This is a genomic window from Brucella pseudogrignonensis, from assembly GCF_031454375.1.
Taxonomy (GTDB): Bacteria; Pseudomonadota; Alphaproteobacteria; order Rhizobiales; family Rhizobiaceae; genus Brucella; species Brucella pseudogrignonensis_A.
This window is the reverse complement of sequence record NZ_JAVDQT010000001.1, coordinates 1157769-1182556: the sequence shown is the minus strand read 5'-3', so window position 1 is coordinate 1182556 and position 24788 is coordinate 1157769. Positions and strand designations below refer to the sequence as shown.

Below are 24788 nucleotides of genomic sequence, written 5' to 3'. Positions count from 1 at the left end.
AAAAATGGAAAAAAATCATGCAATCCCGCTCGAAACCAAGAGTGTGGAAACGAAGGCGCTTGGGAACAACGGCGATGTGTCGGAAGCTTTTGACGAATTCATGACTGCTTTCTCGGCTTTTCGTGAAGCCAATGATGAGCGTCTGAAAAAGGTCGAAAAAAGTGCCGATGTCGATGTGCTGCTGCGCGACAAGGTTGATCGTATCAATCGTGCACTCGACGAACAGAAGCAGGCGCTTGACCAGTATGTGCTGAAAAGCGCGCGCCCGCAGCTTGGCAAGGGTAATGCTATCGTTGATGTCGAGCATAAACAGGCTTTTGACGGCTATGTTCGCCGTGGCGACGAACAGGCTCTGCGCGGCGTTGAGCAGAAGGCGCATTCCTATGCATCCGGCCCTGATGGTGGCTATCTGGTGCCAGCGGAACTTGAAACCGAAATTGGTCGTCGTCTGGCCGTACTCTCGCCGATCCGTGGCATTTCCAGTGTCCGTCAGGTTTCCGGTGCGGTGCTGAAAAAGCCGTTTTCGGTGAGTGGTCCGGCAACGGGCTGGGTCGGTGAAACCGATGCACGTCCACAGACAGCTTCAGCAAAGCTCGCGGAACTCCAGTTTCCGACCATGGAAATCTACGCCATGCCCGCGGCAACAGCCTCACTGCTCGACGATGCAGCCGTGAATGTGGAGCAGTGGATTGCCGAAGAAGTGGAAGCAGCCTTTGCCGAGCAGGAAGGTGCTGCATTCATCACCGGCAATGGTCTCAATAAACCGATGGGTTTTTTGAGCTACAGCACGGTTGAGGATGCAAGCTGGGAGTGGGGCAAGATCGGCCATATTGAAACGGGTGTTGCGGGAGCGCTACCTGCTGCCGATCCATCCGATAAGCTTATCGAACTCATTTATGCGTTGAAGGCTGGGTATCGCCAGAACGCCAATTTCGTGATGAACCGCAAGACCCAGAGCGTACTTCGTAAGCTCAAAGATGCCGATGGTAATTACCTCTGGCAGCCGCCAGCGGCTGTTGGTGAAAAGGCATCGCTGATGGGCTTTGGTCTGGTGGAAGCCGAACACATGCCAGACATTGCAGCCGACGGAACGCCGATTGCTTTTGGTGATTTCGAGCGCGGCTATCTGGTGGTGGATCGCATCGGTGTACGCGTGTTGCGCGATCCATATTCTGCAAAGCCATATGTCCTGTTCTACACCACCAAGCGCGTGGGCGGCGGTGTGCAGGATTTTGATGCGATCAAGCTTCTGAAGTTTGCCGCCTGATTTTTTGCAATGCCGCTACATGATCTACCTGCCGGTTTTGGCAGCTAGATTCAATTTGCGAACGCGTTGAATCTCTTTCTGGGGTGCCATGCGTAACTATCTGATTTGAGAGTTATTTAAGGGGAAAATACATGACAATGTTTCTTGTCACGCCGCCGGCGCTGGAGCCGGTGACGATTGCAGATGCACGCGCATTTTTAAGAATTTCGACCGAAAGCGAAGACGAGGTTTTGCGCCGTATCATCAAAACAGCGCGCGAAATGGTCGAGGCAGATACAGGGTTAGCTTTGGTTGATCAAACATGGCGTCTGCGCGTCGATCGGTGGCCGCGTTCAGGTCGTCTGGCGCTGTTCAAATATCCGGTCAAAGTGGTCACGTCCGTTGTCGCATATCGTCCCGATGGCAGCGCGATCAGCATGGAGCCAGAAGAGTTCATGCTCCAGCATGGACGTCGTCCGCAGCGTGTCTACATGGCACAATACCCTGATGCGCAGACCTTCTGCGGTCTGGAGATCGACTTCATTGCGGGCTTCGGTGAAACCGGGGTGGAAGTGCCGGATGCGCTCAAGCAAGCGATCCTGACACTGACTGCATATCTCTACGAAAACCGTGCCGGTCTTGCTGAATCAAAAGCAGAACTGCCAGCCATGGTTGGACAGATGGTCGATAGCTGGCGGCGCATATCTCTATGAACAATGTCCTGTTTATTGATCCGGGGCAGCTCACAGCCGAGCTGGCCCTCGAATCCATGCAGCCAGTTGCTGATGGCATGGGTGGTTATCGAGAGACATGGTCCGAAATTGGAACAGTGTGGGGGCGCATTGAGCCTGTCTCCATCAGTCAACGGGACTTTGGCATTCGCCCGCGCCCGGAAATAACTCATCGTATTCTCGTGCGTTATCGAGACGACATTTCCTCGGACAAACGCTTTCGCAAAAGCGGGCGTATTTTTGTGCTGCGCGCGGTTCACGATGCGGATGAACGGGGGCGGTATCTCATCTGTTTGGCAGTCGAGGAGGGGCGATGAATGTCACGATGAAACTCACCTTCGACGGTCTCATTCGCGCTTTGCGGTTCCAGCAAACGGCGATGCGGGAAGATATTTCTCTCGGGCGGTTGGGCGCCCGACATGAGCGTGAAAAATCAAGCGGGGATCAGAATGAAGAATGGCGCGGCAGCATTGCAGAAAGCACTTTATGACGCCTTGAAGAACGACGAAGAACTCATTGAAACACTTGGCGGCGAGCATGTTTATGATCACGTCCCGCCAAAAACGGCTTTTCCTTACATTACGCTGGGTGAAACGCTTAGCAAGGACTGGAACACGGCAAGCGAACGAGGCGGCGAGCATTTCCTCAATATCCAGATATGGGCGCGCGAAGCAGGGCGCAAACGTGTGCTCGACATTGCCGGACGCATCGCGACACGGCTCGACGAAGAACCGCTCGATTTGGATGGTCATCGCGTCATTAATCTGATGCTGACCGAAGTTCTGGCGCGCAACACAGACGGGTTTGGCAGCTATCTCGGCACCATGCGCTATCGCGCCGTGACAGAACCCGCCAACTAATACTGGAGCAAAACATGACAGCTCAACGCGGCAAGGATATCTTGCTAAAAATTGCGCACGGCACAGGGCAGTTTGAAACCTGCGCTGGTCTGCGCACCAAACGTATCGCTTTCAACACTGAGACCGTCGATGTGACTGATGCAGATGCTGCCGGTCGCTGGCGGCAATTGCTGGCAGGCAGTGGCGTTCAGCGCGCTTCCGTCAGCGGATCCGGCATCTTCAAGGATGCCGTGTCGGATGCGCTGATCCGTAGCGTCTTCTTCAGTGGCGAAATTCGTGAATGGCAGATTGTGTTGCCGGATTTTGGAACGATCACTGGAGCGTTTCAAATAGTTGCGCTGGAATATGGCGGCAATCACGATGCGGAAGTAACCTTTGAAATTGCACTTGAATCCGCAGGGCTGATCACCTTTGGGGAAGCGCCATGATGGTCAATCGCCATCGCGGCGAGGTTGCGGCAAAACTTGATGGACGCGACTGGACTCTCTGCCTGACGCTGGGTGCGCTGGCACAGCTTGAGTCTGCTTTTGAGGCAGACAACCTTTCCGATTTGATTACACGCTTTTCCACCGGCAAACTTTCGGCCTTCGATATGCAACGCATTATCTGCGCGGGCCTGCACGGTGGAGGGCATGATGTGCCGCTTGAAGACGTGGCCGAAATGCGGGCGGATGGTGGTGCAAGCGGTTATGCGCGCATTGTTTCAGCGCTGCTCACCGCCACCTTTGGAACCGCAGAAAGCGATTCTCCTTCAAACCCTTAAGTGCCGCAGTTGAATCATCTCCTTCACGTCAGCCTTTTCCGTGGGAAGAGGTGATGCGTGCAGGTTTTGGTTTGCTGCGGCTTTCCTCAAAAGACTTTTGGGCCATGACCCCACGCGAGCTCGGCGCTGTACTCGGCCCCGTATCGCAGAGCAAAAACGCTCCTTCGCGCGCGACACTCGACGCGCTGATGCATGCCTTTCCCGACAGGTGATTAAACATGACAGATGAAACTGTAACCGTTTCCGTTGAGGCGGATACTAGCGCTTTTGATCGTGCATTGACCGATCTTGAAAAGCGCTCGTCAAGCTTTGGAACGAGCCTAACGACTGCCCTTAAAAGTGCAGTCGTTTCCGGCAAAGGATTGGAGGATGTGCTGCGCGGACTTGCAAGCAGTCTGGCAGGATCGGCGCTGTCAGCCGGTCTTCAGCCGCTACAAAGTCTCAGCTCTTCGTTGATGACGAGTGTATTGGGGGGCATCCGGGGCATCATGCCTTTCGCAAAAGGTGGTGTGGTCTCAAGCCCCACTTATTTTGGCATGGGTAACGGCTCGCTGGGCTTGACGGGTGAAGCGGGTGCGGAAGCGATCCTTCCGCTGGCGCGTGGTGCCGATGGCAGGCTGGGCGTGGCAACGGGTGGCGGTGGGGCTAAGCCAGTTCAGGTTGTCTTCAATATGACATCGCCTGACGCATCTTCCTTCCGGAAGTCAGAAGCGCAGCTTTCCACCATGCTTGCCGGTGCGGTACGTCGCGGCGCACGGAGGATGTGAGATGGAAGCCTTTCACGATGTCCGTTTTCCGCTCGGTGTATCTTTTGGGTCTACAACTGGAACCGAATGGCGCAACGAAATTGTCACGCTCACATCAGGTATGGAAAAACGCAATGCACGCTGGGCGCATTCACGCAGGCATTTCGATGCAGGCACAGGCTTGCGTTCGCTGGATGATCTGAAAACCGTGCTTGCTTTTTTTGAGGCTCGACGTGGATCATTGCATGCCTTCCTCTTCCGCGACCCGTTTGATTTTTCCTCGGCAAATGGAACTGCTGCACCCTCACATGATGATCAGCTCATTGGAACCGGCGACGGTGTCACAACGCGCTTTCAGCTTGCCAAACAATATGAGACTTACAGCCGCCCGGTCACACGTCCCGTCGTGGGGTCAGTGCTGATTGGCATTGATGGTGTGAGGCTTAATGCGGGTGAGGCTTATACACTCGATCATGCCACGGGAGCCGTAGTCTTTACGCCAGCTTATGTGCCTTCCGGGGGCGCTCAGGTGACGGCTGGCTTTTTGTTCGATGTGCCGGTGCGCTTCGACACAGATCGTCTGACGGCCAGCATTGCCTCCTTTCAGGCGGGTGAAATTCCTTCCATTCCGATTATTGAGGTCAAGGCATGATCCCTGTTCCCGCGCAACTTGAATCACATCTGAAGGGTGAAGTGACAAGCCATTGCTTTGCATGGCTTATCAGACGTTCCGATCAGGTGGTCATGGGCTTTACGGACCACGATCAGACGCTTGATCTCGATAGGGTTTCCTGCGAACCGTTGACTGGTCTTAACAGCAGTGAAGCCACGACGACGCTTGGCCTTGCAATCGCCGGTGGCGACGTGGAGGGCGTGTTGTCCTCTTCACGTATCAGCGAAACAGATATTGAGCAGGGACGCTTCGATGGCGCCGTGGTCGAGAGTTATCTCGCCAATTGGAATGCGCCGGGTCAGCATATGCTTTTGCGGCGCTGGACGGTGGGTGCGATCACGCGTTCAGTTGGTCGTTTTGTGATGGAGCTGAAGGGCGCTGCGGCGGCCTTTGATGCTGTCTGCGGCAGGCGTGTTCTGCGCCAATGTGATGCCGTGCTGGGTGACAAGCGCTGCGGCGTTAACATCAGCGATCCGCGCTTCGTTGCGAATGGTTCTGTGGCAAGCGCTGAGGGTGCTATGCTGAGCGTTGCGGGTCTTGAAGGTTTTGCCAGCGGCTGGTTTACGCAGGGACGGCTCACATGGACAAGTGGCGACAATCAGGGCGCATCGGTGCGCGTTGTAGTGCATAGCAGCAACAATCTGAGCCTTACAGAGCCACCGGTGCTGGCTGCAAAGCCGGGCGATACGTTTCATCTCGTTGCCGGATGCGACAAAAGCTTTGCCACCTGTAAGGCGAAGTTTACCAATGGATTGAATTTTCGCGGCTTCCCGCATCTCCCCGGAAATGATGCTGCCTTTGCCTACGTCAGCGGTGGCAACGAATATGATGGGAGTGCGCTGGTCCCATGATTGCTGACAGAGTTTTGAGCGAAACTGAGCGCTGGATTGGTACACCTTACCGGCATGGCGCTTCCACGCGCGGCATAAGCTGTGATTGTCTGGGGCTGGTGCGTGGTATCTGGCGTGCGCTTTATGGCGTTGAGCCAGAGACCTTCGCTGCCTATGCGCCTGACTGGGCCGAGGCAGCGATGGGCGAACCGTTGTTGGAGGCTGCATCCCGGCACATGCAGAAACGGATTAAAGACGATCCGCAGCCGGGCGATCTGCTTATCTTCCGCTGGCGCTCCGATGTTGCTGCGAAGCACCTTGGCATCATGGCGCGCGAGAACCGCTTTATCCATGCCTATGAGGGGCATCGCGTCATGTCTTCGGCACTGGTGCCGCAATGGCGCAAGCGTATTGCCGGAATTTTTATTTTCCCTGAACCAGAAAGTTAAGCAATGGCGACTGTTGTTCTGCAAGCCGTAGGCGCCGCCGTTGGCGGCATTTTTGGCCCTGTGGGTGCTGCCATTGGCGCAGGCCTTGGCGCTATGGGTGGCTATGCTATCGACACGGCCATCATCAATTCAACCCGTCATATGGAAGGCGCCCGCCTCAATAGCGGCCGCGTTGCAACCGCGGAAGAAGGGGCGGCTTTGCCGTTCGTCTATGGTACAGCGCGGCTTTCGGGCACGTTGATCTGGGCCACACGTTTTGAGGAAAAGAAAACTACAGAGCGGCAGGGTGGCAAGGGTGGACCCAAAGTCACCTCCTATAGCTATTTCGGCAACATGGCCTATGCGATCGCCGAAGGCGAAATCGCTGGTATTCGCCGTGTTTGGGCTGATGGGCAGGAGCTTGATCTCACCGAGATCGAAATGCGTATTTATCATGGCACCAATACACAGCAGCCAGATCCACTGATTGAAGCCAAGCAGGGCACAGGCAATGCTCCCGCCTATCGTGGAACGGCCTATGTGGTTTTCGAGCGCATCCCGCTTGATGTTTATGGTAACAGACTGCCGCAATTCCAGTTTGAGGTTCTGCGCCCGATTGGAAAAGTAGCGCGTGATGTGCGTGCTATAGCGCTTATTCCCGGCTCGACAGAATTTGGTCTGTCACCATCTCCCGTCACCGATCAGCCTTTTCCGGGTGAGCGCCGGACGCTCAACCGCAATGCAAAACGCGGACACAGCGACTGGACCGTCGCGATGGACGAATTGCAGGCACTCTGTCCGCAACTTAAACATGTGGCGATTGTTCTGCCATGGTTTGGCAATGATCTGCGTGCCGGATCATGTCAGATAAGGCCGGGCGTGACACATCAGAGTGCATTGTCGTCCAGCCAGACATGGAAGGTTGAAAACGTCACACGCAGTGGAGCCCATTTGATTTCCACGAGCGGCGAGGGTGCTGCGTATGGTGGTACGCCATCCGATCAGAGCGTGATTGACTCAATCCGCGATGCGAGATCGCGTGGCCTGAAGGTAACATTATATCCTTTCATCATGATGGATATTCCGGCTGATAATCAGTTGCTATCCCCAGATGGCGGAACAGGGCAGTCAGTCTATCCGTGGCGCGGACGTATCACCTGCCACCCTGCTATCGGTGTTGCAGGCTCACCGGATAAGACGGTGGAAGCCGCCAATCAGGTTGCAGCTTTCGTCAATGGAACATGGGGTTACAGGCGTTTTCTGAATCACTGTGCAAGTCTTGCTGTGCAAGCGGGTGGGGTCGATGCATTTCTGCTTGGCTCTGAACTCCGTGGCCTAACCAGCATTCGCGAAAGCCGCGAGAGTTTTCCGTTTGTCACGCATCTTTGTGCGCTTGCCGCTGAAATGCGCACCAAACTTGGAGCCAGCTGCCGCATCAGTTACGGTGCGGACTGGACCGAATATTTTGGTTATCAGGCGCAGGACGGCACGGGTGATCTCTTTTTCAATCTCGACCCGTTATGGGCGCATCCGGCAATCGACGCCATTGGTATCGACAATTATATGCCACTTGCCGATTGGCGCGACAGTGATCTTGATGGTGGCAATCCCGATGGCTTTGAAGGCGCTTATGCCCCTGATGGTTTAAGCAATAATATCGAAGCGGGTGAAGGCTTTGACTGGTATTATGGAAGTCAAGAAGATCGGGAAAAACGTAAACGCACGCCCATTACCGATGGGCTGGAAGGAAAGCCGTGGGTCTATCGTTACAAGGACATTCGTTCGTGGTGGAGCAATCCGCATTATAACCGCGTGGATGGCGCCGAGACTCTGACACCAACGGCATGGGTGCCGCAATCCAAGCCCGTTTGGTTTACCGAACTCGGTTGTCCGGCTGTCGATAAAGGACCAAACCAGCCGAATGTCTTCCCAGATCCGAAATCGTCTGAAAATGCGACGCCTTATTTCTCAAATGGTTCACGCTCGGACATTGCTATGGATCGCTTTTTGCGAGCGCATTATCAGTATTGGCCGGATCATAATCCGGTCTCTCCCGTCTATGACGGGCCGATGCTGGATATGGATCGCATCTATCTTTGGTCGTGGGACACGCGACCGTTCCCGGAATTTCCGCTGAAAGGTGACGTGTGGGGCGACACGCCAAATTGGCGGCTAGGCCATTGGCTCAATGGCCGCTTGAGCGGGATTGCGGTGGATGAACTTATCTCTGCCGTTCTTGCGGATTTCGGTTTGCCCGCTGCCGACTGCTCGGGCGTTGATGGTCATCTAACTGGTTTTGTTATTGGGGAGCCAAGCACGGCGCGCGGTGTACTGGAACCGCTGATGAATGTGTTTGGCATTCATGGATTTGAGCAGGCGGGCCAATTTGTGTTTCGCAGCATTGGTCGCGCGGCTCCTGTTCTTGACGTCGCGGCGACGCTTGTTGAACCGGCCGATGGCGAAGCGCTGACTGCGGTTCTTGAAGATCAGGGCGACTTGCCTTCGGTGGCAGAGCTCTATTGCAACGACCCATTGCGTGAGTTTCAGGTGGTTGGCGCATCGGTGCGGCGCGATACGGGACAAGGCACCGAAAGCCTCAGCTTATCTGGTTCCATGGAAACGGGGCAGGCGAGCGCACTTGCGGAGGCTTGGATGGCGCGCCGCTATGCCGAGCGTCGGACGGCAAGTTTCTCATTGCCATGGTCAGAGGCGGCGCTTCATGTTGGCGACCGGGTGCGACTTGATATGCTGGGCGGTGGCCGTAACTACATCGTTTCCTCTCTGGAAGATGGCGAGGTGCGTGCAGTAAAAGCTGTGGCCCTTGCACCGAATGTTGTTTTTGCAGATAGGGGAGAGACGCCACAGCTTCCTCCAGGTGAGCCGGTTTCGGATATGAAGCCGATTTTCCATCTCATTGATTTGCCGTTATGGCCGGGTGCAGAAGACCCAGCTGGTCAATTCCGCATTGCCGCGCATGCTAAGCCATGGCGAGGGGTGGTGGCCTATGCGTCTCCAACAGGCGACGGTTTTTCTGAGCGCAGCCTCATCACGGAGCGTGCGGTGATGGGTGAACTGACCGCGCCGCTGGCAGGTGGCCCGAGCGGGCGCATCATTGATGCGCAGACAATTGAACTGGCACTCTATTCGGGTGAATTGCAATCAAAGCCCCTCGCTCAAATTCTCAATGGGGCAAATATGGCGATGATCAAATCACCCGATGAAAAATGGGAAGTGATTCAGTTTTTGGAAGCTGAAGAAGTTGGACAAAATCGCTGGCAGTTAAGCAACCTCTTGCGCGGGCAGCTTGGTACTGAATCGGCAGCATGGCTCGAAAAGCCCGCGGGCACTCCATTTGTATTGTTTGACGGCGGCGTTCAGAGCATTGGTCTGACTTCATCTGAAATCGGATTGGAACTTAACTGGCGCATAGGCGCGGCAGGCAAGTCATTCTCGGATGAATATTTCGATACGGTCAAAGCGAATGGTGGCTTGCAGGCATTGAGACCGCTGAGCCCTGTGCATCTCAAGGCTGAACAGCTTGGCAATGGTGATCTGTCTCTCAACTGGATCAGACGTGGGCGGATTGATGCCGATAGCTGGATGGGCGCAGACATTCCGCTTGGCGAGGATAGCGAGAGTTATAATGTGGAAGTCTGGCAGTCAGAAGTGCGCGTGAGGGCTATAGAAGTATCAACTGCATCGTGGATATATCCGACTGCCGCGCGACTTGCTGAGGTTGGAACCAGTCCATTTGAAATTCGGATTGCGATGTTAAGCCCGAGAGTTGGGGCTGGCGAGTTTGCCTCAATCCAAATTCAGAGCAATTCTTAGTATAAGAGGAAATCTCATGACTGATGATAAAGCCTGGTATCTTTCCCGCACTGTCTGGGCCGGACTTGTTGCGTTGTTTCTGTCGCTTGCAGGTGCGTTTGGTCTTGTCAGCGAAACCGTGGATCACGGCGCGCTGACTGATGTATTGCTGCAACTTGCTACCGCAATCGCCGGCCTTGTCGCCATTTTTGGTCGGATAGGGGCAACTTCGCGCATTTCATAATTTTATAAACCGTGATAGCAGAGTTGTTGAATATGCTTGATCCCGGAATATTGACGGATGCTCCGGATGATCTTATGTGTAAAAACAATGGTTTAAATAGTTGCTGTCTTAATATGAGGCATTTGCTATTTTATGTGCTTAATTTCCTTTGTGTCATTCGGCGGAGTGTATCGTTCATGCATCGTTCAGCTGACAGGCGCTATAAAAGGGACATGATGAAACAGAACCCTGCTCTCAAAATTTTCGCGCTTCTGGCCGTTAGCATTGGTCTGTTGCCGGTCAGTGCCGGTGCCCTACCAATTGCGAAGCCTCAGAAGTCAAACGTCTTTGCCGTTGCTGCTGCTGATTGCGCGGCAGTTGGCGAGCAAGTGGCTGCCTCGCAGGGCGGTCAGCTGGCTAAATCAACGCCGACAACGCAAAATGGCCGAGCCATGTGTGTGGTGGTGGTACTTATACCGGGGCGTGACGGCGAACGTCCGCGTCGCGTTGAAGTGGCTGTACCCGCACAATAAGCGGCTTTGCTACGGCATTAAGCAAGGGAAAATGGCTTGCGTATTCTGATCGTTGAAGACGATAAAGATCTCAACAGGCAGCTTTCTGATGCGATGGCGAGCGCAGGCTATGTCGTAGACAGCGCTTTTGACGGTGAGGAAGGTCATCATCTTGGCGATACCGAGCCTTATGATGCGGTGATCCTCGATATAGGTCTGCCGCAGATGGATGGCATCAGTGTCGTCGAACGCTGGCGGCGTGATGGTCGTGCAATGCCAGTTCTCATGCTGACTGCGCGCGACCGATGGAGCGATAAGGTCGCTGGTATAGATGCCGGTGCTGATGATTATGTCGCGAAGCCATTTCATATTGAAGAAGTCATGGCGCGATTGCGTGCTTTGATCCGGCGCGCAGCAGGACATGCTTCATCTGAACTGGTCTGCGGTGTACTTCATCTTGATACCAAGACGTCTAAGGCAAGCGTGGACGGCGTAGCGCTTAAGCTTACGTCACATGAATATCGCCTGCTTTCTTATCTCATGCATCATATGGATGAGGTAGTATCGCGGACTGAGCTGGTTGAGCATTTGTACGATCAGGACTTCGACCGCGATTCCAATACGATCGAAGTTTTTGTCGGTCGCCTTCGTAAGAAAATGAGCGTTGACCTGATCGAAACTGTGCGCGGCATGGGCTATCGCATTCGGTCTGATGGGCAGGGAGATGTGAAAGGGAGCGGGAACTGAAGCTTCTTCGCGTTTTCCCCTCTTTGCGTTCGCTGGCTATCCGCGTTGTCACGCTTTCGACGCTGTGGGTCATTATCGCACTTGTCGTCGTCGCAACGCTGATCAGTACACTGTATGGTGATGCGGCGCGTAACAATTTTGAGCGACTGCTGACGGCTCACTTGTTCAGTCTTGTAGGTGCGGTCAGCATAACGCCAGACGGAACCCTTCAGGGGCGTCCGGAGCTGGGCGAGTTGCGCTATTCCAGCCCGCTTTCTGGTTGGTACTGGTCTGTTGATCCGATCTCGAAAAATGTAAGCGGCAAACTGCAATCCCTATCGTCTATTGGGCGCCTCGTTCCAGAAATCCCGGTATCGCAGGTGCCTTTCGACAGCTCTTTCATGCGCAGCTACACTCTGCCGGGGTTGAACGGCGAAGAACTTTACATTGTCGAAACCGAAGTCGTTCTGGATAATGATAATCGTGTTGCGCGCTTTCGCGTGATGGGCAATCTGAGTGAAGTCATCAGTGAAGTCTCGGACTTTCGGAGAAAGCTCGCTTTTTACCTTGCGATTTTTGGCCTTGGTAGCGTGTTCATCAATGCGGGCATTATTCTTTTTGGTCTCCGTCCACTCGATAAGGTGCGTCAGGCACTTGCAGACATTCGCGAAGGGCGTTCAGCAAAATTAGATACGTCGTTGCCCATCGAAATTGCGCCACTTGCCAAGGAAATGAATGCACTAATTGAAAATAACCGTCGTATTGTCGAGCGTTCGCGAACCCAAGTTGGCAATCTTGCGCATTCGCTGAAAACACCGCTTTCAGTTCTTGCTAATGAAGCGCGAAGCATGGGCGGCGAACAGGGGCGTGTTATCCTTGAACAAAGTGAAGCGATGCAGGTGCAGATACAGCATTATCTGCAACGCGCACGCATTGCGGCGCAGCGCGATAGCGTTGTATTTAGAACGCCAGTCACACCAGTTCTGGAACGAATGGAGCGGGTGACGGTGAAACTCAATCCGTCTTTCAATATCAGTTTTAAGAATACCTTGCCGGGTGCAGTCTTTGCAGGTGAAAAGGAAGACCTCGAAGAGATTGTTGGCAATCTTCTTGAAAATGCGGGTAAGTGGGGACGTAAGCGTATAAAAATTACGCTCCGAGCAGCGGTCGATGTTAAACGTCAGTTTGAGATTTTGATTGAGGACGATGGTCCGGGCCTTGCGTCAGATAAAATAGAGGCGGCATTAAAGCGGGGTAATCGTGTCGACGAAACCAAGCCCGGTACCGGCCTTGGTTTGGCAATCGTCCAAGATACTGTGCGCGAGTATGGCGGAAGTCTGCACCTTGCAAAAAGCAGTATGGGTGGTCTTTCAGTACGCGTTGTGTTGCCGCTGACTGAAGATTGAGAGTTGTTTTTGCCGCAAGGCTCACTACAAGGTTAGGATGACAGCTGCATTTTGCGATAATATGCATGCTCATCTTTATGAAGGCCGGTTTATTATGATGATGGTTTCTAGGTTTTCTGCTCCGCTTTTGATCGCGTCTATCGCGCTTACGCTTTCTGCCTGTGGAACATCTGGCGGCGGCAAGGGCGGTGGGCTGACGTCAATTGGCGGTCTTTCTTCAAAGACAGAAACGCGTCCGGACCTTCTCGCGTCGCTAGGTAACGGCCTGCTTGGCAGTTCCGTTGGGCAATTGACTGCTGCTGATCGTAAAAAAGCGCTTGAAGCAGAATATCGTGCACTTGAATATTCGCCTGCAGGAAAAGTCGTCTCATGGAGCGGTGGTGCTTCTACATCTGGTGATGTAACGGCCGCGCAGCCTTATCAGGTAGGGTCGCAGAATTGCCGCCAATATACGCACAGTTTCACAATAGCTGGTGCGCCGCAAAGTGCGCGTGGTACGGCTTGCCGCAACGCGGATGGAAGTTGGACGCCACTGACATAATTTTTTGAACAGATGTGAGTCGTTTTACTTAGATATGCGCACTGCGCATCGCTATTATTTCCTCTATGCACGGGCATGCTTGAAAAGCCGCAGTTTACGATGATTGCTTTGCGGCGAATTGCCCTAGTCACCCGGATTCGGCACTGTTCGAGTTGGTTTTTTTGCCGACCGGGATTAAGTCTCAGCCATGGAATTCTGGTTGACTGCCGCCGCGCTGACTTTTGCAGCTACAATGATTGTTTTGTTACCGCTTACTCGGAACAAGCAGGAATTTTTGCCCCCTGAAAAAAATGATCTCGAAGTTTATCGCGACCAGCTGCGTGAGGTCGAGGCTGACGCTGCGCGCGGCATGATCGACGCGGCGAGTGCAGAGCAGGCGCGAATTGAAATATCCCGCCGAATTCTCAATGCTGAGAAAAGCAATTCAGAAGCTATTTCGGGTTTAAAGAAGGCGCGTTCGGGGCGTATTCTTGCCTTTGTATCGGTGCTGTCGGTTCCTCTGATTGCATGGGGCGTTTATCCGATTTTTGGTGCGCCTGATATGCCATCGATGCCATTGGCCGCACGCTTGGAAAATAGCCCGCAAAACAGCTCCGTTGACGAATTAATCGCCCGTGCAGAAGCGCATCTGGCACAAAATCCGAATGATGCTCGTGGCTGGGATGTGTTGGCACCAATTTACTTGCGCATTGGTCGCAGTAACGACGCAGTGAATGCCTATCGCTCGGCGATCAGAATTGAAGGCGAAAGCTTCCCCCGGATACTCGGCCTTGGTGAAGCGCTGATCGCTGTTTCTGGTGGCCCGGTCACAGCAGAAGCGGAAGGGCTTTTCAACAAAGCAGCACTATTGCAGCCTGATGATATTCGTCCGCAATATTATCTCGCGCAAGGTGAAATGCAGGATGGCAATTCGCAGGCTGCGGTGAAACGATTGCAGGCACTGCTTGATAAAGCACCCGCAAGTGCCCCTTGGCGCGCTCAGGTTGAGCAGACCATTGCGCGTATTCAGGGCGAGACTCTCGCGCCCCAGCCACCGACAAATGGTCCGACAGCTGAAGATATCGATGCTGCCGCTTCAATGAATTCCGAAGATCGTCAGGTGATGGTCGAAGGCATGGTGCAACGCCTTGATGAAACGCTTCGCGAAAATGGTGATAATCTCGACGGCTGGAAGCGTCTTGTGCGCTCTTACATGATCCTTGATCGTCGTGATGCAGCTATGGATGCGCTTAAGCGCGGTGCCACCGCATTGGATGGTGAAAAGCAGGCTGAGCTTAAAAACTTTGCCGCAGGACTTGGTTTGGAAGCAGGGAGCGCAACACAATGAGTGCGACCGCAGAAGGCAATGGACGCAACATGAAGCCAGCGGGCAATCTGGCCCGCACTGTCAGCCGCAGAAAGCGTAAGCGATTGATGCTGATTGGTGGCGCTCTGGTAGTGCTGGCTATTGCCGTCGGTCTGATGCTCATGGCTTTCAGTCAGGACATTCGCTTTTTCCGAACACCTGCCGATCTGACGGAACAGGAAATTACTTCCGGCGCACGTTTCCGTCTAGGTGGTCTTGTCGAAGAGGGTTCGGTCGTGCGGGAGGGAAGTGAACTTCGCTTCACGGTCACCGATACAATCAAAACCGTCAAAGTCGTTTTTGAGGGCATTGCTCCTGATCTTTTCAGAGAAGGACAGGGTGTTGTTGCGGAAGGCCGCTTTGAACCCGATGGCATTTTTCGCGCGGACAGTGTTCTCGCCAAGCATGATGAAAACTATGTCCCTAAAGATCTAGCCGATAGCCTGAAAAAGAAGGGCGTTTGGGAAGGTCAGTAATGGGAACTGGAAAACGCCTATGAATATCGAGATTGGTCATTTTGCGCTTGTTCTGGCACTGGCTTTGTCGGTGGTTCAGTCGATTGTGCCGGTGGTTGGCGCGCAGCGCAGAGACATGCAACTCATGGGCGTGGCCGTTCCAACAACGCTTGCGGTTTTCGCGCTGGTTGCTTTTTCCTTTGCAGTTCTGACATTTGCCTATGTTGTTTCCGATTTTTCGGTGCTGAATGTTGTCGAAAATTCGCACTCGCAAAAGCCGATGCTTTATAAGATCACCGGCGTATGGGGCAATCACGAAGGCTCAATGTTGCTTTGGGTGCTGATTCTGACTTTTTTCAGCGCACTTGTTGCAGCCTTTTCCGGTAATTTGCCAGAAACTCTGCGCGCAAATGTGCTTGGCGTTCAGGGCTGGATCGGAACCGCCTTTCTGGCCTTTATCATCTTTACCTCTAATCCTTTCACACGCATCATTCCTGCACCAATGGAAGGTGGCGATCTTAACCCGATCTTGCAAGACATCGGACTCGCGATCCATCCGCCATTGCTCTATCTCGGTTATGTCGGTTTTTCGGTCTGTTTCTCGTTCGCTGTCGCTGCTTTGATCGAAGGTCGCCTTGATGCCGCATGGGCGCGATGGGTACGTCCTTGGGCACTGGTCGCGTGGATGTTCCTCACTGGCGGCATCGCCATGGGCTCTTATTGGGCCTATTATGAATTGGGCTGGGGCGGCTGGTGGTTCTGGGATCCGGTTGAAAACGCATCCTTCATGCCATGGCTGGTCGGAACTGCGCTATTGCATTCCGCCATCGTTATGGAAAAGCGATCAGCATTAAAAATCTGGACAGTGCTGCTTGCGATCCTGACGTTTTCGCTTTCGTTGCTCGGAACTTTCCTTGTGCGTTCCGGCGTGCTGACTTCGGTACACAGTTTCGCAACCGATCCGGGTCGTGGCCTGTTCATCCTTGCCATTCTTGCGATCTTCATCGGTGGGTCGCTGTCACTCTTCGCGCTGCGCGTCCAAAGCTTGTCGTCGGGTGGATTGTTTCAGCCAATCTCGCGTGAGGGTGCGCTGGTCTTCAACAACCTGTTTCTGACCACTGCGGCTGCAACCGTCCTCATCGGCACGCTCTATCCGCTGTTGCTCGAGGTGCTGACCGGCGAAAAAATCTCTGTTGGTGCGCCTTTCTTCAACATGACCTTTGGTCCGCTGATGATCCCGTTGCTTATGGCTGTGCCTTTCGGACCGTTGCTTGCGTGGAAGCGAGGCGATATTTATGGCGTGGCACAAAGGTTGATGACAGCTTTTGCTCTTGCGCTTATGACGGTTGGCATTGTGCTTTGGCAGAGCAACTCTCATTCTGTACTCGCTGCAATGGGCGTTGGCCTCGCTGTCTGGCTGATCGTTGGCAGCCTTACCGATCTTTGGCTCAAAGCAGGAATTGGCAAGGTTTCGGCCTTTAAAGCACTGTCGCGTTTCAAAGGTCTTCCCCGTTCCGTATTCGGCACAGCTCTTGCGCATATCGGTCTTGGCGTAACTCTGCTTGGTATTGTCAGTGTGACAACCTATGGCACTGAAAATGTCTTGGTCATGCGTCCGGGCGACACGACGAAGGCTGCTGCTTATTCGTTGCGTTTTGAAGGCATGCGCCCGCTGACCGGGTCAAACTTCACCGAAAATCGAGGTGACTTTACCCTTTTCGATTCCTCAAATCGTGATCTTGGTGTTGTCCATTCGTCGAAGCGGTTTTTCCCGGCCCGGCAGATGCCAACGACCGAGTCCGGCATTAAGACGCTTTGGTTTAGTCAGGTCTATGTGGCGCTTGGCGATGAACCGGGTGATGGCTCTATCGTTGTGCGCGTATGGTGGAAGCCATATGTAACGCTCATTTGGTATGGCGCGCTGGTTATGATGATTGGTGCAATCTTCTCGCTTGCTGATCGTCGCCTGCGTGTTGGCGCTCCATCGAAAGCACGTAAGACCTCTTCGAAAGAGGCGGGGGCGGTCGTATGAAGGTAGCCAATAAGCTAGTCACAGCTTTACTGACATTTTTTTTGGCGTTTCAAATGTCGGCCGCTTTTGCGGTTAATCCCGACGAAGTCTTATCTGACCCGCTGCTGGAAAAACGTGCCCGCCAAATTTCGGCAGAGTTGCGCTGCATGGTCTGCCAGAACGAATCAATCGATGATTCCAATGCTGAACTCGCGCGCGATTTGCGTATTCTGGTGCGTGAACGTCTCACGTCTGGTGATTCCGATAAGCAGGTCGTTGATTTTGTAGTCGATCGCTATGGCGAGTTTGTTCTTTTAAAGCCACGCTTCAATGCACAAACAGCGATTCTTTGGGGCTTTCCTGTGATCGTACTCCTGTTCGGTGGCATTGCTTTAACGATTGCTTTCCGCCGGAGAAATGCGGTTCCGGACGTGCAAAAGCCGTTGTCGGATCGCGAAAAAGCCGAGCTTTCCCGTCTTCTCGACGATAAATAGCAATTTGGCTGGGCTCCAAACCTTACAAAACTTTCATTTTCCGGAAATTGAGCGGTAAGGTAGCGCTGACTATCTTAACATCATAACGGATTAACAGGGTCGGTGCCACCCAAGAGGACCAGCCCCGGATTGCTTCTTGTAAGGAGAGCCAGATGTCGAAGATCATTACTTCCAAGTATCGCAAGGGCGTTGCAGCAATTGCGCTGTCCGCAGCACTCGCCGGTGCGTTTGTCGCAACCGGCCCGATGGGTGTTATGGAAAATGCCCGTGCTGATGCAGTGAGCGTCAATGCACCACAGCAGGCTGGCTTTGCAGACCTTGTTGAAAAAGTGCGTCCGGCAGTTGTCAGTGTTCGCGTCAAAAAAGACGTGCAGGAAGCCGATAGCCGTGGCCAGCAGATGCAAACCCCTCCCGGTTTCGATCAGCTGCCAGACGGTCATCCTCTGAAGCGTTTCTTCCGTGATTTCGGCATGGAACCGCGTGGCGATGCACGCCCTGAAGGTCGTCGTCAGGGCAAAGGTCCGAAGGCGCGCCCTGGTCATGAACGTCCTTTCGCACAGGGTTCCGGCTTCTTCATCTCTGAAGACGGCTACGTTGTCACGAACAATCACGTCGTTTCAGACGGCGACGCCTACACTGTTGTTCTTGATGACGGCACAGAAATTGATGCCAAGCTGATTGGTACTGATCCGCGCACTGACCTTGCTGTTCTGAAAGTCGATCAGCCAAAGCAGAAGTTCACTTATGTGAAGCTTGGCGATGACAACAAGATTCGCATCGGTGACTGGGTTGTCGCTGTTGGTAATCCGTTTGGTCTTGGTGGAACTGTAACATCTGGTATCGTCTCGGCTCGTGGTCGCGATATTGGTGCAGGCGCTTATGATGACTTCATCCAGATCGACGCAGCCGTTAATAAAGGCAATTCTGGTGGCCCGACTTTCGATCAGACAGGCGAAGTGATCGGTATCAATACCGCAATCTTCTCGCCTTCCGGTGGCAGTGTCGGTATCGCTTTCGCGATCCCAGCATCGACAGCAAAGCAGGTTGTGGACCAGCTTATTAAGACTGGTTCTGTAGAGCGCGGCTGGATTGGTGTTCAGATTCAGCCTGTAACGAAAGACATTGCTGCATCGCTCGGTTTGGCCGAAGAAAAGGGTGCAATTGTATCCTCGCCGCAGGCTGATGGACCTGCCGCAAAAGCTGGTGTTAAGGCTGGTGATGTGATCACGGCTGTCAACGGCGATCCTGTTAAGGATCCACGTGATCTTGCCCGCAAGGTTGCAAACGTTGCTCCGGGCGAAAAGGCGGTTCTGACCGTCTGGCGCAATGGTAAGGCTGAGGAGATCGATATTAAGATCGCAGCAATGCCTAAGGATCAGGCGAAGGCCGGTGCTCAGCAGAATGATGGTGGCAACGATCAGGGCGATACACTCGACTCCTACGGTCTCACGGTCACGCCTTCTGAAGAGGGTGACGGTGTTGTCGTAACCAATGTCGATCCTGATAGCGATGCAGCAGATCGTGATATTCGCTCCGGAGATATTATCGTTTCAGTCAACAACCAGACTGTTAAGAGTGCAAGGGACATCGACAAGGCCGTTGCCGAAGCTGAAAAGTCCGGTCGTAAGGCTGTGCTCTTGCAGGTACAGCGTGACGATCAGAGCCGTTTCGTTGCTCTCCCAATCAATCAGGAATAAGCCTGAAACTTCTGATTGATTAGCGTATCGATACAAAATGGCAGGCGGATACCCCGCCTGCCATTGCTTCATTTTCCCTGACAACATATTGTTTTTACAATCGCTGTCGCTTGCTTTGGGGTAGAGCCATGAAAATTCTCGTTATTGAAGACGACCGCGAAGCGGCCCGCTATCTTGAGAAAGCCTTTAGCGAGGCTGGCCATTCTGCCGACATTGCAGGTGATGGAGAAACTGGCTACGCCCTTGCGGAACATGGCAATTATGACGTACTGGTCGTTGACCGTATGCTGCCAAAGCGCGACGGACTTTCGGTGGTTGCAGGCTTGCGTGCAAAAGGCATGGAGACGCCGGTCCTTATTCTTTCCGCCCTTGGCGAAGTGGACGACCGCGTAACGGGCCTGCGTGCTGGTGGTGATGATTATCTGACCAAGCCTTATGCTTTCTCCGAGCTTCTCGCGCGTGTTGAAGTTTTGCAGCGTCGCTCAAGTCCGCGCGAGGCCGATACGATTTATCGTGTAGGCGATCTGGAGCTTGACCGCCTTGCACATACGGCGCGCAGGCAGAATGTGGACATCACACTGCAGCCACGTGAGTTTCGCCTTTTGGAATATCTGATGCGTCATGCGGGGCAGGTGGTTACCCGTACGATGCTGCTTGAAAACGTGTGGGATTACCATTTCGACCCGCAGACCAATGTGATCGACGTGCATATTTCACGCTTGCGCTCAAAAATTGAGAAGGGCTTTGACGGTCCGCTTCTACATACCGTACGCGGTGCTGGCTACATGCTGAAAGCCGCAAAAGCAAAAGCCGCCGCAAGCGCTAAGGTTGAATGATGGGCCGTTTTTCTGCGCTGATGCGTACAACGGCCGCGCGCCTCTCCACGCTTTATCTGCTGTTGTTTGCTGTGGGTGCGGTTGCTCTGGTCTTTTACATGACCAATCTGTCCGCATCGATCATCAATAGTCAGACGCAGGAAGCGTTGGGTGAGGAAGTTGCAAGTATCGGCAAAGCCTACTCGCGAGGCGGCATACCTCAACTTGTTCGAACGATTGACTATCGTTCGCGGCAACCGGGCGCTTATCTTTATCTGGTTGCCGATCAGTCAGGACGCATTCTCTCCGGCAATGTCGAGGGCGTGGAACCGGGCGTTCTGGACACGGACGGCATCGTTGAACGGGCGTTCAAGTATCGTCGCTATGGTGAGCAGGGCACTGAAACCGAACATCGTGCCATCGCAGTGGTGATCGCGTTGCCAAATGGCATGCGCTTGCTGGTTGGCCGTGATCTTGGCGAGCCGGAACGCTTCCGTGATCTTGTCAGAAGTTCGCTGATGCTGGCGCTTGGCATTATGGGCGTTGGTGCGCTGCTGATCTGGTTCTTTGTTGGCCGCCGGGCGCTGAAGCGTATTGATGATATGTCGCGTGCCTCACAGCGCATTATGGATGGTGATTTGACGGGCCGGTTGCCAGTCAATGGTTCCGGCGATGAGTTTGACCGTTTGTCTGGTAATCTCAACGTTATGCTCGGACGCATTCTTGAACTCAACGAAGGCTTAAAGCAGGTCTCCGACAATATCGCGCATGATCTCAAAACTCCTCTTACACGACTTCGCAACCGTGCCGAGGAAGCTTTGTCTGGCAAGAAAGCCGGGCCGGAGTATCGTGCGGCACTGGAAGATATTATTGGGGAATCTGATCAGCTGATCCGTACCTTTAGCGCGATTCTGATGATTTCGCGGCTGGAAGCCGGTTACTCGTCGGAAAATCTTGATGACATGCCGGTTGCTCCCATCGTCAGTGACGTGGCTGAAATGTATGAGCCGGTTGCAGAAGATGCGGGTGTTCAGCTGACACTGGGAGCGCTTGATGATGTGCCGCTGCGCATCAATCGTGAACTCGTGGGCCAGACGGTTTCCAATCTCGTGGACAACGCGATCAAATATGCGTTGAGCAGCGAGAACTCTGCCGCCGTAACACTTTGGATGGAACGCGATCCGCAATGGGTGCGCATTGTTGTCGCCGATAATGGTCCGGGTATCCCGGAGGAGAAACGCGAACAGGCAACGGAACGTTTTGTTCGTCTTGAAGAAAGCCGTACACAGCCGGGATCAGGACTTGGTTTAAGTCTTGCCAAGGCAGTGATGAAATTGCACGGTGGGGCTCTGCGTCTTGAAGATAATGGGCCGGGCCTGCGCGCCGTATTAGAGTTCCCTTTGCCGAAAGACGCCTAGTTTTACATTGAATGCTGAGGGTATCATGGCAGCTGGCGACACAAAGGCACTCTTTTTTGATCGTAACCTTTGTGCGCTGGCGCCGCTTGATCCCGAAAGAGCCAGTGGGTATCTGGCTGATCTATCAGAGCAGGCACAGAGCGACGAACTGAGCCAGATTGTCGAGCTTTTGCGCGATGGCAAAGCGCAGAGCTTTCTCGGAGCAGTGCTGGATCTTTCGCCCTTTATTCGCGAGTCATTGATCCGCCACCCAGGCATTCTTGCTAGGATAGCATTTAATCCACCTGAAGCAGCACTCACAGACATTCTTGTTGAGATTTCCAATTCCGGCACAGAAGAAGGTGTTACCGAAGCTGCTCTGATGGCCAGCCTGCGTCAACGAAAGCGCGAAGCGCATGTGCTGATTGCCCTTTGTGATCTGGCACAGATATTCAACACGGAAGCGACGACCGGCTGGTTGACTGATCTCGCGGAAGTTTGCACTGGAGCAGCAATCCGCTTTTTGCTTCGAGAAGCAGATAGTGCTGGCAAGATTAAGCTTTCGGATCGCGACAATCCTGAAAATGGCAGCGGCTGGATTGTGCTAGGTATGGGCAAATTCGGTGCCCGCGAGCTGAATTACTCTTCTGACATTGATCTCATTGTTTTTATCGATTCCGAACGCCCGGCGATCATCGATCCCTATGAATGCGTTGATACGTTCTCTCGCATGACGCGGCGTCTCGTACGTATTTTGCAAGACCGCACGGCGGACGGCTATGTCTTTCGCGTTGATCTGCGTTTGCGCCCTGATCCGGGATCGACCCCGCTGGCAATTCCAGTGGGCGCGGCACTTCATTATTATGAAGGGCGCGGCCAGAACTGGGAGCGCGCTGCAATGATCAAGGCGCGTCCCGTGGCGGGTGATCGTGAATCTGGCCTGCAAGTTTTGGCGGAACTGGCACCCTATGTCTGGCGCAAATATCTGGATTACGCAGCAATTGCCGATGTGCATTCGATCAAGCGACAGATACATGCGCACAAGGGCCACGGCGATATTGCCGTACGCGGACATAATGTGAAGCTAGGGCGTGGCGGCATTCGCGAGATCGAATTTTTCGTGCAGACGCAGCAGTTGATTGCAGGTGGTCGCTTTCCTGAATTGCGCGGCAATCAGACCGTCCCGATGCTCGGAAGGCTTGCTGAACGCGGCTGGATCACGGAGAAGGCACGTGATGCACTCGCCAAGGAGTATTATTTCCTGCGCGATGTCGAGCACCGCATCCAGATGATTGCCGACGAGCAAACGCATATCTTGCCGGAAGATGATGAAGGCTTTGCCCGTGTCGCGCACATGATGGGTTATAGCGACCCGACAGAGTTTTCCGATGTATTCCTGTCAGCGCTCAAGATCGTTGAAAAGCACTATGCCGCACTTTTCGAGCAAGCGCCTGAACTTGGAGTATCAAGCGGCAATCTGGTTTTCACCGGCGATGTGGACGATCCGGGGACATTGGAAACGCTCGCTTCCATGGGCTATGAGCGACCCAGTGATATTTGCCGTGTTATCCGTACATGGCATTTTGGCCGTTATCGCGCCACGCAGTCCGCCGAAGCACGTGAGCGTCTCACCGAATTGACGCCAGCCCTTTTGCAAGCCTTTGCCGCAACCAAACGTGCGGATGAGTCGCTTTTGCGTTTTGATGGCTTTTTGCAAGGCCTGCCTTCCGGCATTCAGCTTTTTAGCCTGCTTCAATCCAATCCGCGTCTGCTCAATCTCCTTGTGATGATTATGAGTGCGGCCCCCCGGCTGGCCGAGGTGATTACACGCAATCCGCATGTTTTTGACGGTCTGCTTGATCCAGCAATTTTTTCAGAAATGCCAACGCGCAATTATCTTGAGGAACGGCTCCGCGCATTTTTGGGATCGGCGAGCGACTACGAGGAGGTTCTCGACCGCCTGCGCATTTTCGCAGCCGAGCATCGTTTTCTTATTGGCATTCGTTTGTTGACCAGTGCCATCGATGGCGTGCGGGCAGGGCGGGCTTTCTCTGATCTGGCTGAGCTGATGATCGGTAAGGCGTTTGAGGCCGTTGAAAGCGAACTGCAGCGCCGTCACGGCAAGGTCAAGGGCGCGAAGGTTGCTTTGCTTGCCATGGGCAAGCTTGGCAGTCGCGAGCTGACTGCTGGATCAGACGTCGACCTCATCCTGCTGTATGACCATGATCAGGATGCGGATTATTCTGATGGTGAAAAGCCGCTCGCTTCTTCCCAATATTATATTCGTCTCACGCAGCGTCTGATTGCAGCCTTGTCGGCACCAACTGCCGAAGGTGTGCTTTATGAAGTTGATATGCGGTTACGCCCATCAGGCAATAAAGGCCCGGTTGCGACTCATATCGAATCCTTTGGCAAATATCAGCGTAGCGAAGCTTGGACATGGGAGCATATGGCGCTGACGCGTGCACGTCCTATTCATGGGGATGCAGACTTTAGTGATTTCATCCGGGATGAAATTGATGAGGTCTTAGCGGGCAGGGGCGACACGCAAAAGATTGCCAAAGACGTGCGCGAAATGCGCGATCTGATCTATGAGGAAAAGCCGCCGCGTGATGACTGGGATTTCAAGCTCAAACCTGGTGGGATTGTTGATCTGGAGTTTATTGCGCAGTTCGCTGTGCTGATCGGAAAAGTTTCAAAACACCCACGCCCTTTGGCAACGGAGGACGTTCTGGCCGGGCTTGATTCTTCATTTGCTGATCCGAAGACAATCGATGATCTTGTACAAGCGCATCGCTTCTACACCAATCTCAGCCAGACGATCCGGCTTTGTCTGGGAAGTGACGCGACGCGCGAAGAATTCATTCCGGGAATGGTTGATCTTCTTTGCCGCGCGGCTGAGTTGCCGGACATTAAGCGCGTTGAACATCATATCAGCGAACTTGCTGCAAATGTCCGGGCCAGTTTCGAAAAGCTAATTGGCTAAAGCATGTCGCGGAAAAATGGGAGCCGGTTTTCCGATAACGACAGGCCTAAAACAAAGAATTAGAGCGAGCGCTATGGATAAGAATAAGCTCGA

25 protein-coding genes and 1 pseudogene are annotated in these 24788 nt (G+C 53.6%); all 26 read left to right on the top strand.

Going from position 1 to position 24788, the window contains the following annotated elements; translation table 11 throughout:
* The first annotated feature begins 4 nt into the window (after positions 1–4).
* The 26 genes and pseudogenes from J2782_RS05965 to J2782_RS05840 all read left to right on the top strand — a co-directional run bounded on the left by J2782_RS05965 (position 5) and on the right by J2782_RS05840 (position 24695).
* Positions 5–1267 (top strand): phage major capsid protein, encoded by a 1263-nt coding sequence (locus tag J2782_RS05965; protein ID WP_310010685.1) that lies wholly within the window; start codon positions 5–7, stop codon positions 1265–1267.
* A 131-nt stretch (positions 1268–1398) separates the two neighbouring features.
* A complete protein-coding gene (locus J2782_RS05960; protein WP_310010684.1) occupies positions 1399–1959 on the top strand; it encodes a head-tail connector protein in 561 nt (186 codons plus the stop codon).
* Complete coding sequence (locus J2782_RS05955) at positions 1956–2294, top strand: phage head closure protein (protein ID WP_310010683.1); 339 nt, start codon at positions 1956–1958, stop codon at positions 2292–2294. Before J2782_RS05960 ends, J2782_RS05955 begins: the two co-directional genes overlap by 4 nt.
* Positions 2291–2467, top strand: a complete 177-nt coding sequence (locus tag J2782_RS05950) for a hypothetical protein (RefSeq protein WP_310010682.1) — start codon at positions 2291–2293, stop codon at positions 2465–2467. Before J2782_RS05955 ends, J2782_RS05950 begins: the two co-directional genes overlap by 4 nt.
* A complete protein-coding gene (locus J2782_RS05945; RefSeq protein WP_310010681.1) occupies positions 2427–2837 on the top strand; it encodes a DUF3168 domain-containing protein in 411 nt (136 codons plus the stop codon). Before J2782_RS05950 ends, J2782_RS05945 begins: the two co-directional genes overlap by 41 nt.
* Positions 2838–2851: 14 nt before the next feature.
* Positions 2852–3265, top strand: coding sequence for a phage major tail protein, TP901-1 family (locus J2782_RS05940; RefSeq protein WP_310010680.1), 414 nt, complete (start codon positions 2852–2854; stop codon positions 3263–3265).
* Positions 3262–3600, top strand: coding sequence for a gene transfer agent family protein (locus J2782_RS05935; RefSeq protein WP_310010679.1), 339 nt, complete (start codon positions 3262–3264; stop codon positions 3598–3600). Before J2782_RS05940 ends, J2782_RS05935 begins: the two co-directional genes overlap by 4 nt.
* Before the next feature lie 44 nt (positions 3601–3644).
* Positions 3645–3812 (top strand): annotated as a pseudogene (locus tag J2782_RS05930) (rcc01693 family protein); the annotation flags it as partial.
* Positions 3813–3818: 6 nt separating this feature from the next.
* Positions 3819–4367, top strand: a complete 549-nt coding sequence (locus J2782_RS05925; protein WP_310010678.1) for a phage tail tape measure protein — start codon at positions 3819–3821, stop codon at positions 4365–4367.
* A 1-nt stretch (position 4368) separates the two neighbouring features.
* Positions 4369–4998, top strand: a complete 630-nt coding sequence (locus J2782_RS05920; protein WP_310010676.1) for a phage distal tail protein, Rcc01695 family — start codon at positions 4369–4371, stop codon at positions 4996–4998.
* Complete coding sequence (locus tag J2782_RS05915) at positions 4995–5870, top strand: DUF2163 domain-containing protein (RefSeq protein WP_310010675.1); 876 nt, start codon at positions 4995–4997, stop codon at positions 5868–5870. The genes J2782_RS05920 and J2782_RS05915 overlap by 4 nt, the downstream gene beginning before the upstream one ends.
* Complete coding sequence (locus J2782_RS05910; RefSeq protein WP_310010674.1) at positions 5867–6298, top strand: NlpC/P60 family protein; 432 nt, start codon at positions 5867–5869, stop codon at positions 6296–6298. The genes J2782_RS05915 and J2782_RS05910 overlap by 4 nt, the downstream gene beginning before the upstream one ends.
* A gap of 3 nt (positions 6299–6301) precedes the next feature.
* A complete protein-coding gene (locus J2782_RS05905) occupies positions 6302–10108 on the top strand; it encodes a baseplate multidomain protein megatron (RefSeq protein ID WP_310010673.1) in 3807 nt (1268 codons plus the stop codon).
* Positions 10109–10124: 16 nt separating this feature from the next.
* Positions 10125–10331: a hypothetical protein gene (locus J2782_RS05900; protein ID WP_310010672.1), complete on the top strand. Its 207-nt coding sequence runs from the start codon at positions 10125–10127 to the stop codon at positions 10329–10331.
* A 215-nt stretch (positions 10332–10546) separates the two neighbouring features.
* A complete protein-coding gene (locus tag J2782_RS05895) occupies positions 10547–10843 on the top strand; it encodes a hypothetical protein (protein WP_310011103.1) in 297 nt (98 codons plus the stop codon).
* A gap of 36 nt (positions 10844–10879) precedes the next feature.
* A complete protein-coding gene (locus tag J2782_RS05890; protein ID WP_310010671.1) occupies positions 10880–11569 on the top strand; it encodes a response regulator transcription factor in 690 nt (229 codons plus the stop codon).
* Between the two features lie 74 nt (positions 11570–11643).
* Positions 11644–12954 carry an ATP-binding protein gene (locus J2782_RS05885; protein WP_310011101.1) on the top strand — a complete coding sequence of 437 codons (1311 nt, stop codon included), beginning with the start codon at positions 11644–11646 and terminating at the stop codon, positions 12952–12954.
* Positions 12955–13048: 94 nt separating this feature from the next.
* Positions 13049–13495: a hypothetical protein gene (locus tag J2782_RS05880; protein WP_310010670.1), complete on the top strand. Its 447-nt coding sequence runs from the start codon at positions 13049–13051 to the stop codon at positions 13493–13495.
* Positions 13496–13682: 187 nt separating this feature from the next.
* The gene (gene ccmI, locus J2782_RS05875) at positions 13683–14822 is read left to right on the top strand and encodes a c-type cytochrome biogenesis protein CcmI (RefSeq protein WP_310010669.1); all 1140 of its coding nucleotides are present in this window, start codon (positions 13683–13685) and stop codon (positions 14820–14822) included.
* Complete coding sequence (gene ccmE / locus J2782_RS05870; RefSeq protein WP_310010668.1) at positions 14819–15316, top strand: cytochrome c maturation protein CcmE; 498 nt, start codon at positions 14819–14821, stop codon at positions 15314–15316. Before ccmI ends, ccmE begins: the two co-directional genes overlap by 4 nt.
* 19 nt (positions 15317–15335) lie before the next feature.
* On the top strand, positions 15336–17327 hold the full coding sequence (locus J2782_RS05865; protein WP_310010667.1) for a heme lyase CcmF/NrfE family subunit: 1992 nt from the start codon (positions 15336–15338) through the stop codon (positions 17325–17327).
* The gene (locus J2782_RS05860) at positions 17324–17800 is read left to right on the top strand and encodes a cytochrome c-type biogenesis protein (protein ID WP_310010666.1); all 477 of its coding nucleotides are present in this window, start codon (positions 17324–17326) and stop codon (positions 17798–17800) included. Before J2782_RS05865 ends, J2782_RS05860 begins: the two co-directional genes overlap by 4 nt.
* A 152-nt stretch (positions 17801–17952) precedes the next feature.
* Positions 17953–19497 (top strand): Do family serine endopeptidase, encoded by a 1545-nt coding sequence (locus J2782_RS05855; RefSeq protein WP_310010664.1) that lies wholly within the window; start codon positions 17953–17955, stop codon positions 19495–19497.
* A 128-nt stretch (positions 19498–19625) separates the two neighbouring features.
* Positions 19626–20333 (top strand): response regulator transcription factor, encoded by a 708-nt coding sequence (locus J2782_RS05850; RefSeq protein ID WP_310010662.1) that lies wholly within the window; start codon positions 19626–19628, stop codon positions 20331–20333.
* Positions 20330–21730, top strand: a complete 1401-nt coding sequence (locus tag J2782_RS05845; RefSeq protein ID WP_310010660.1) for a sensor histidine kinase — start codon at positions 20330–20332, stop codon at positions 21728–21730. The genes J2782_RS05850 and J2782_RS05845 overlap by 4 nt, the downstream gene beginning before the upstream one ends.
* A 25-nt stretch (positions 21731–21755) precedes the next feature.
* The gene (locus J2782_RS05840; protein ID WP_310010658.1) at positions 21756–24695 is read left to right on the top strand and encodes a bifunctional [glutamine synthetase] adenylyltransferase/[glutamine synthetase]-adenylyl-L-tyrosine phosphorylase; all 2940 of its coding nucleotides are present in this window, start codon (positions 21756–21758) and stop codon (positions 24693–24695) included.
* Positions 24696–24788: the final 93 nt, after the last annotated feature.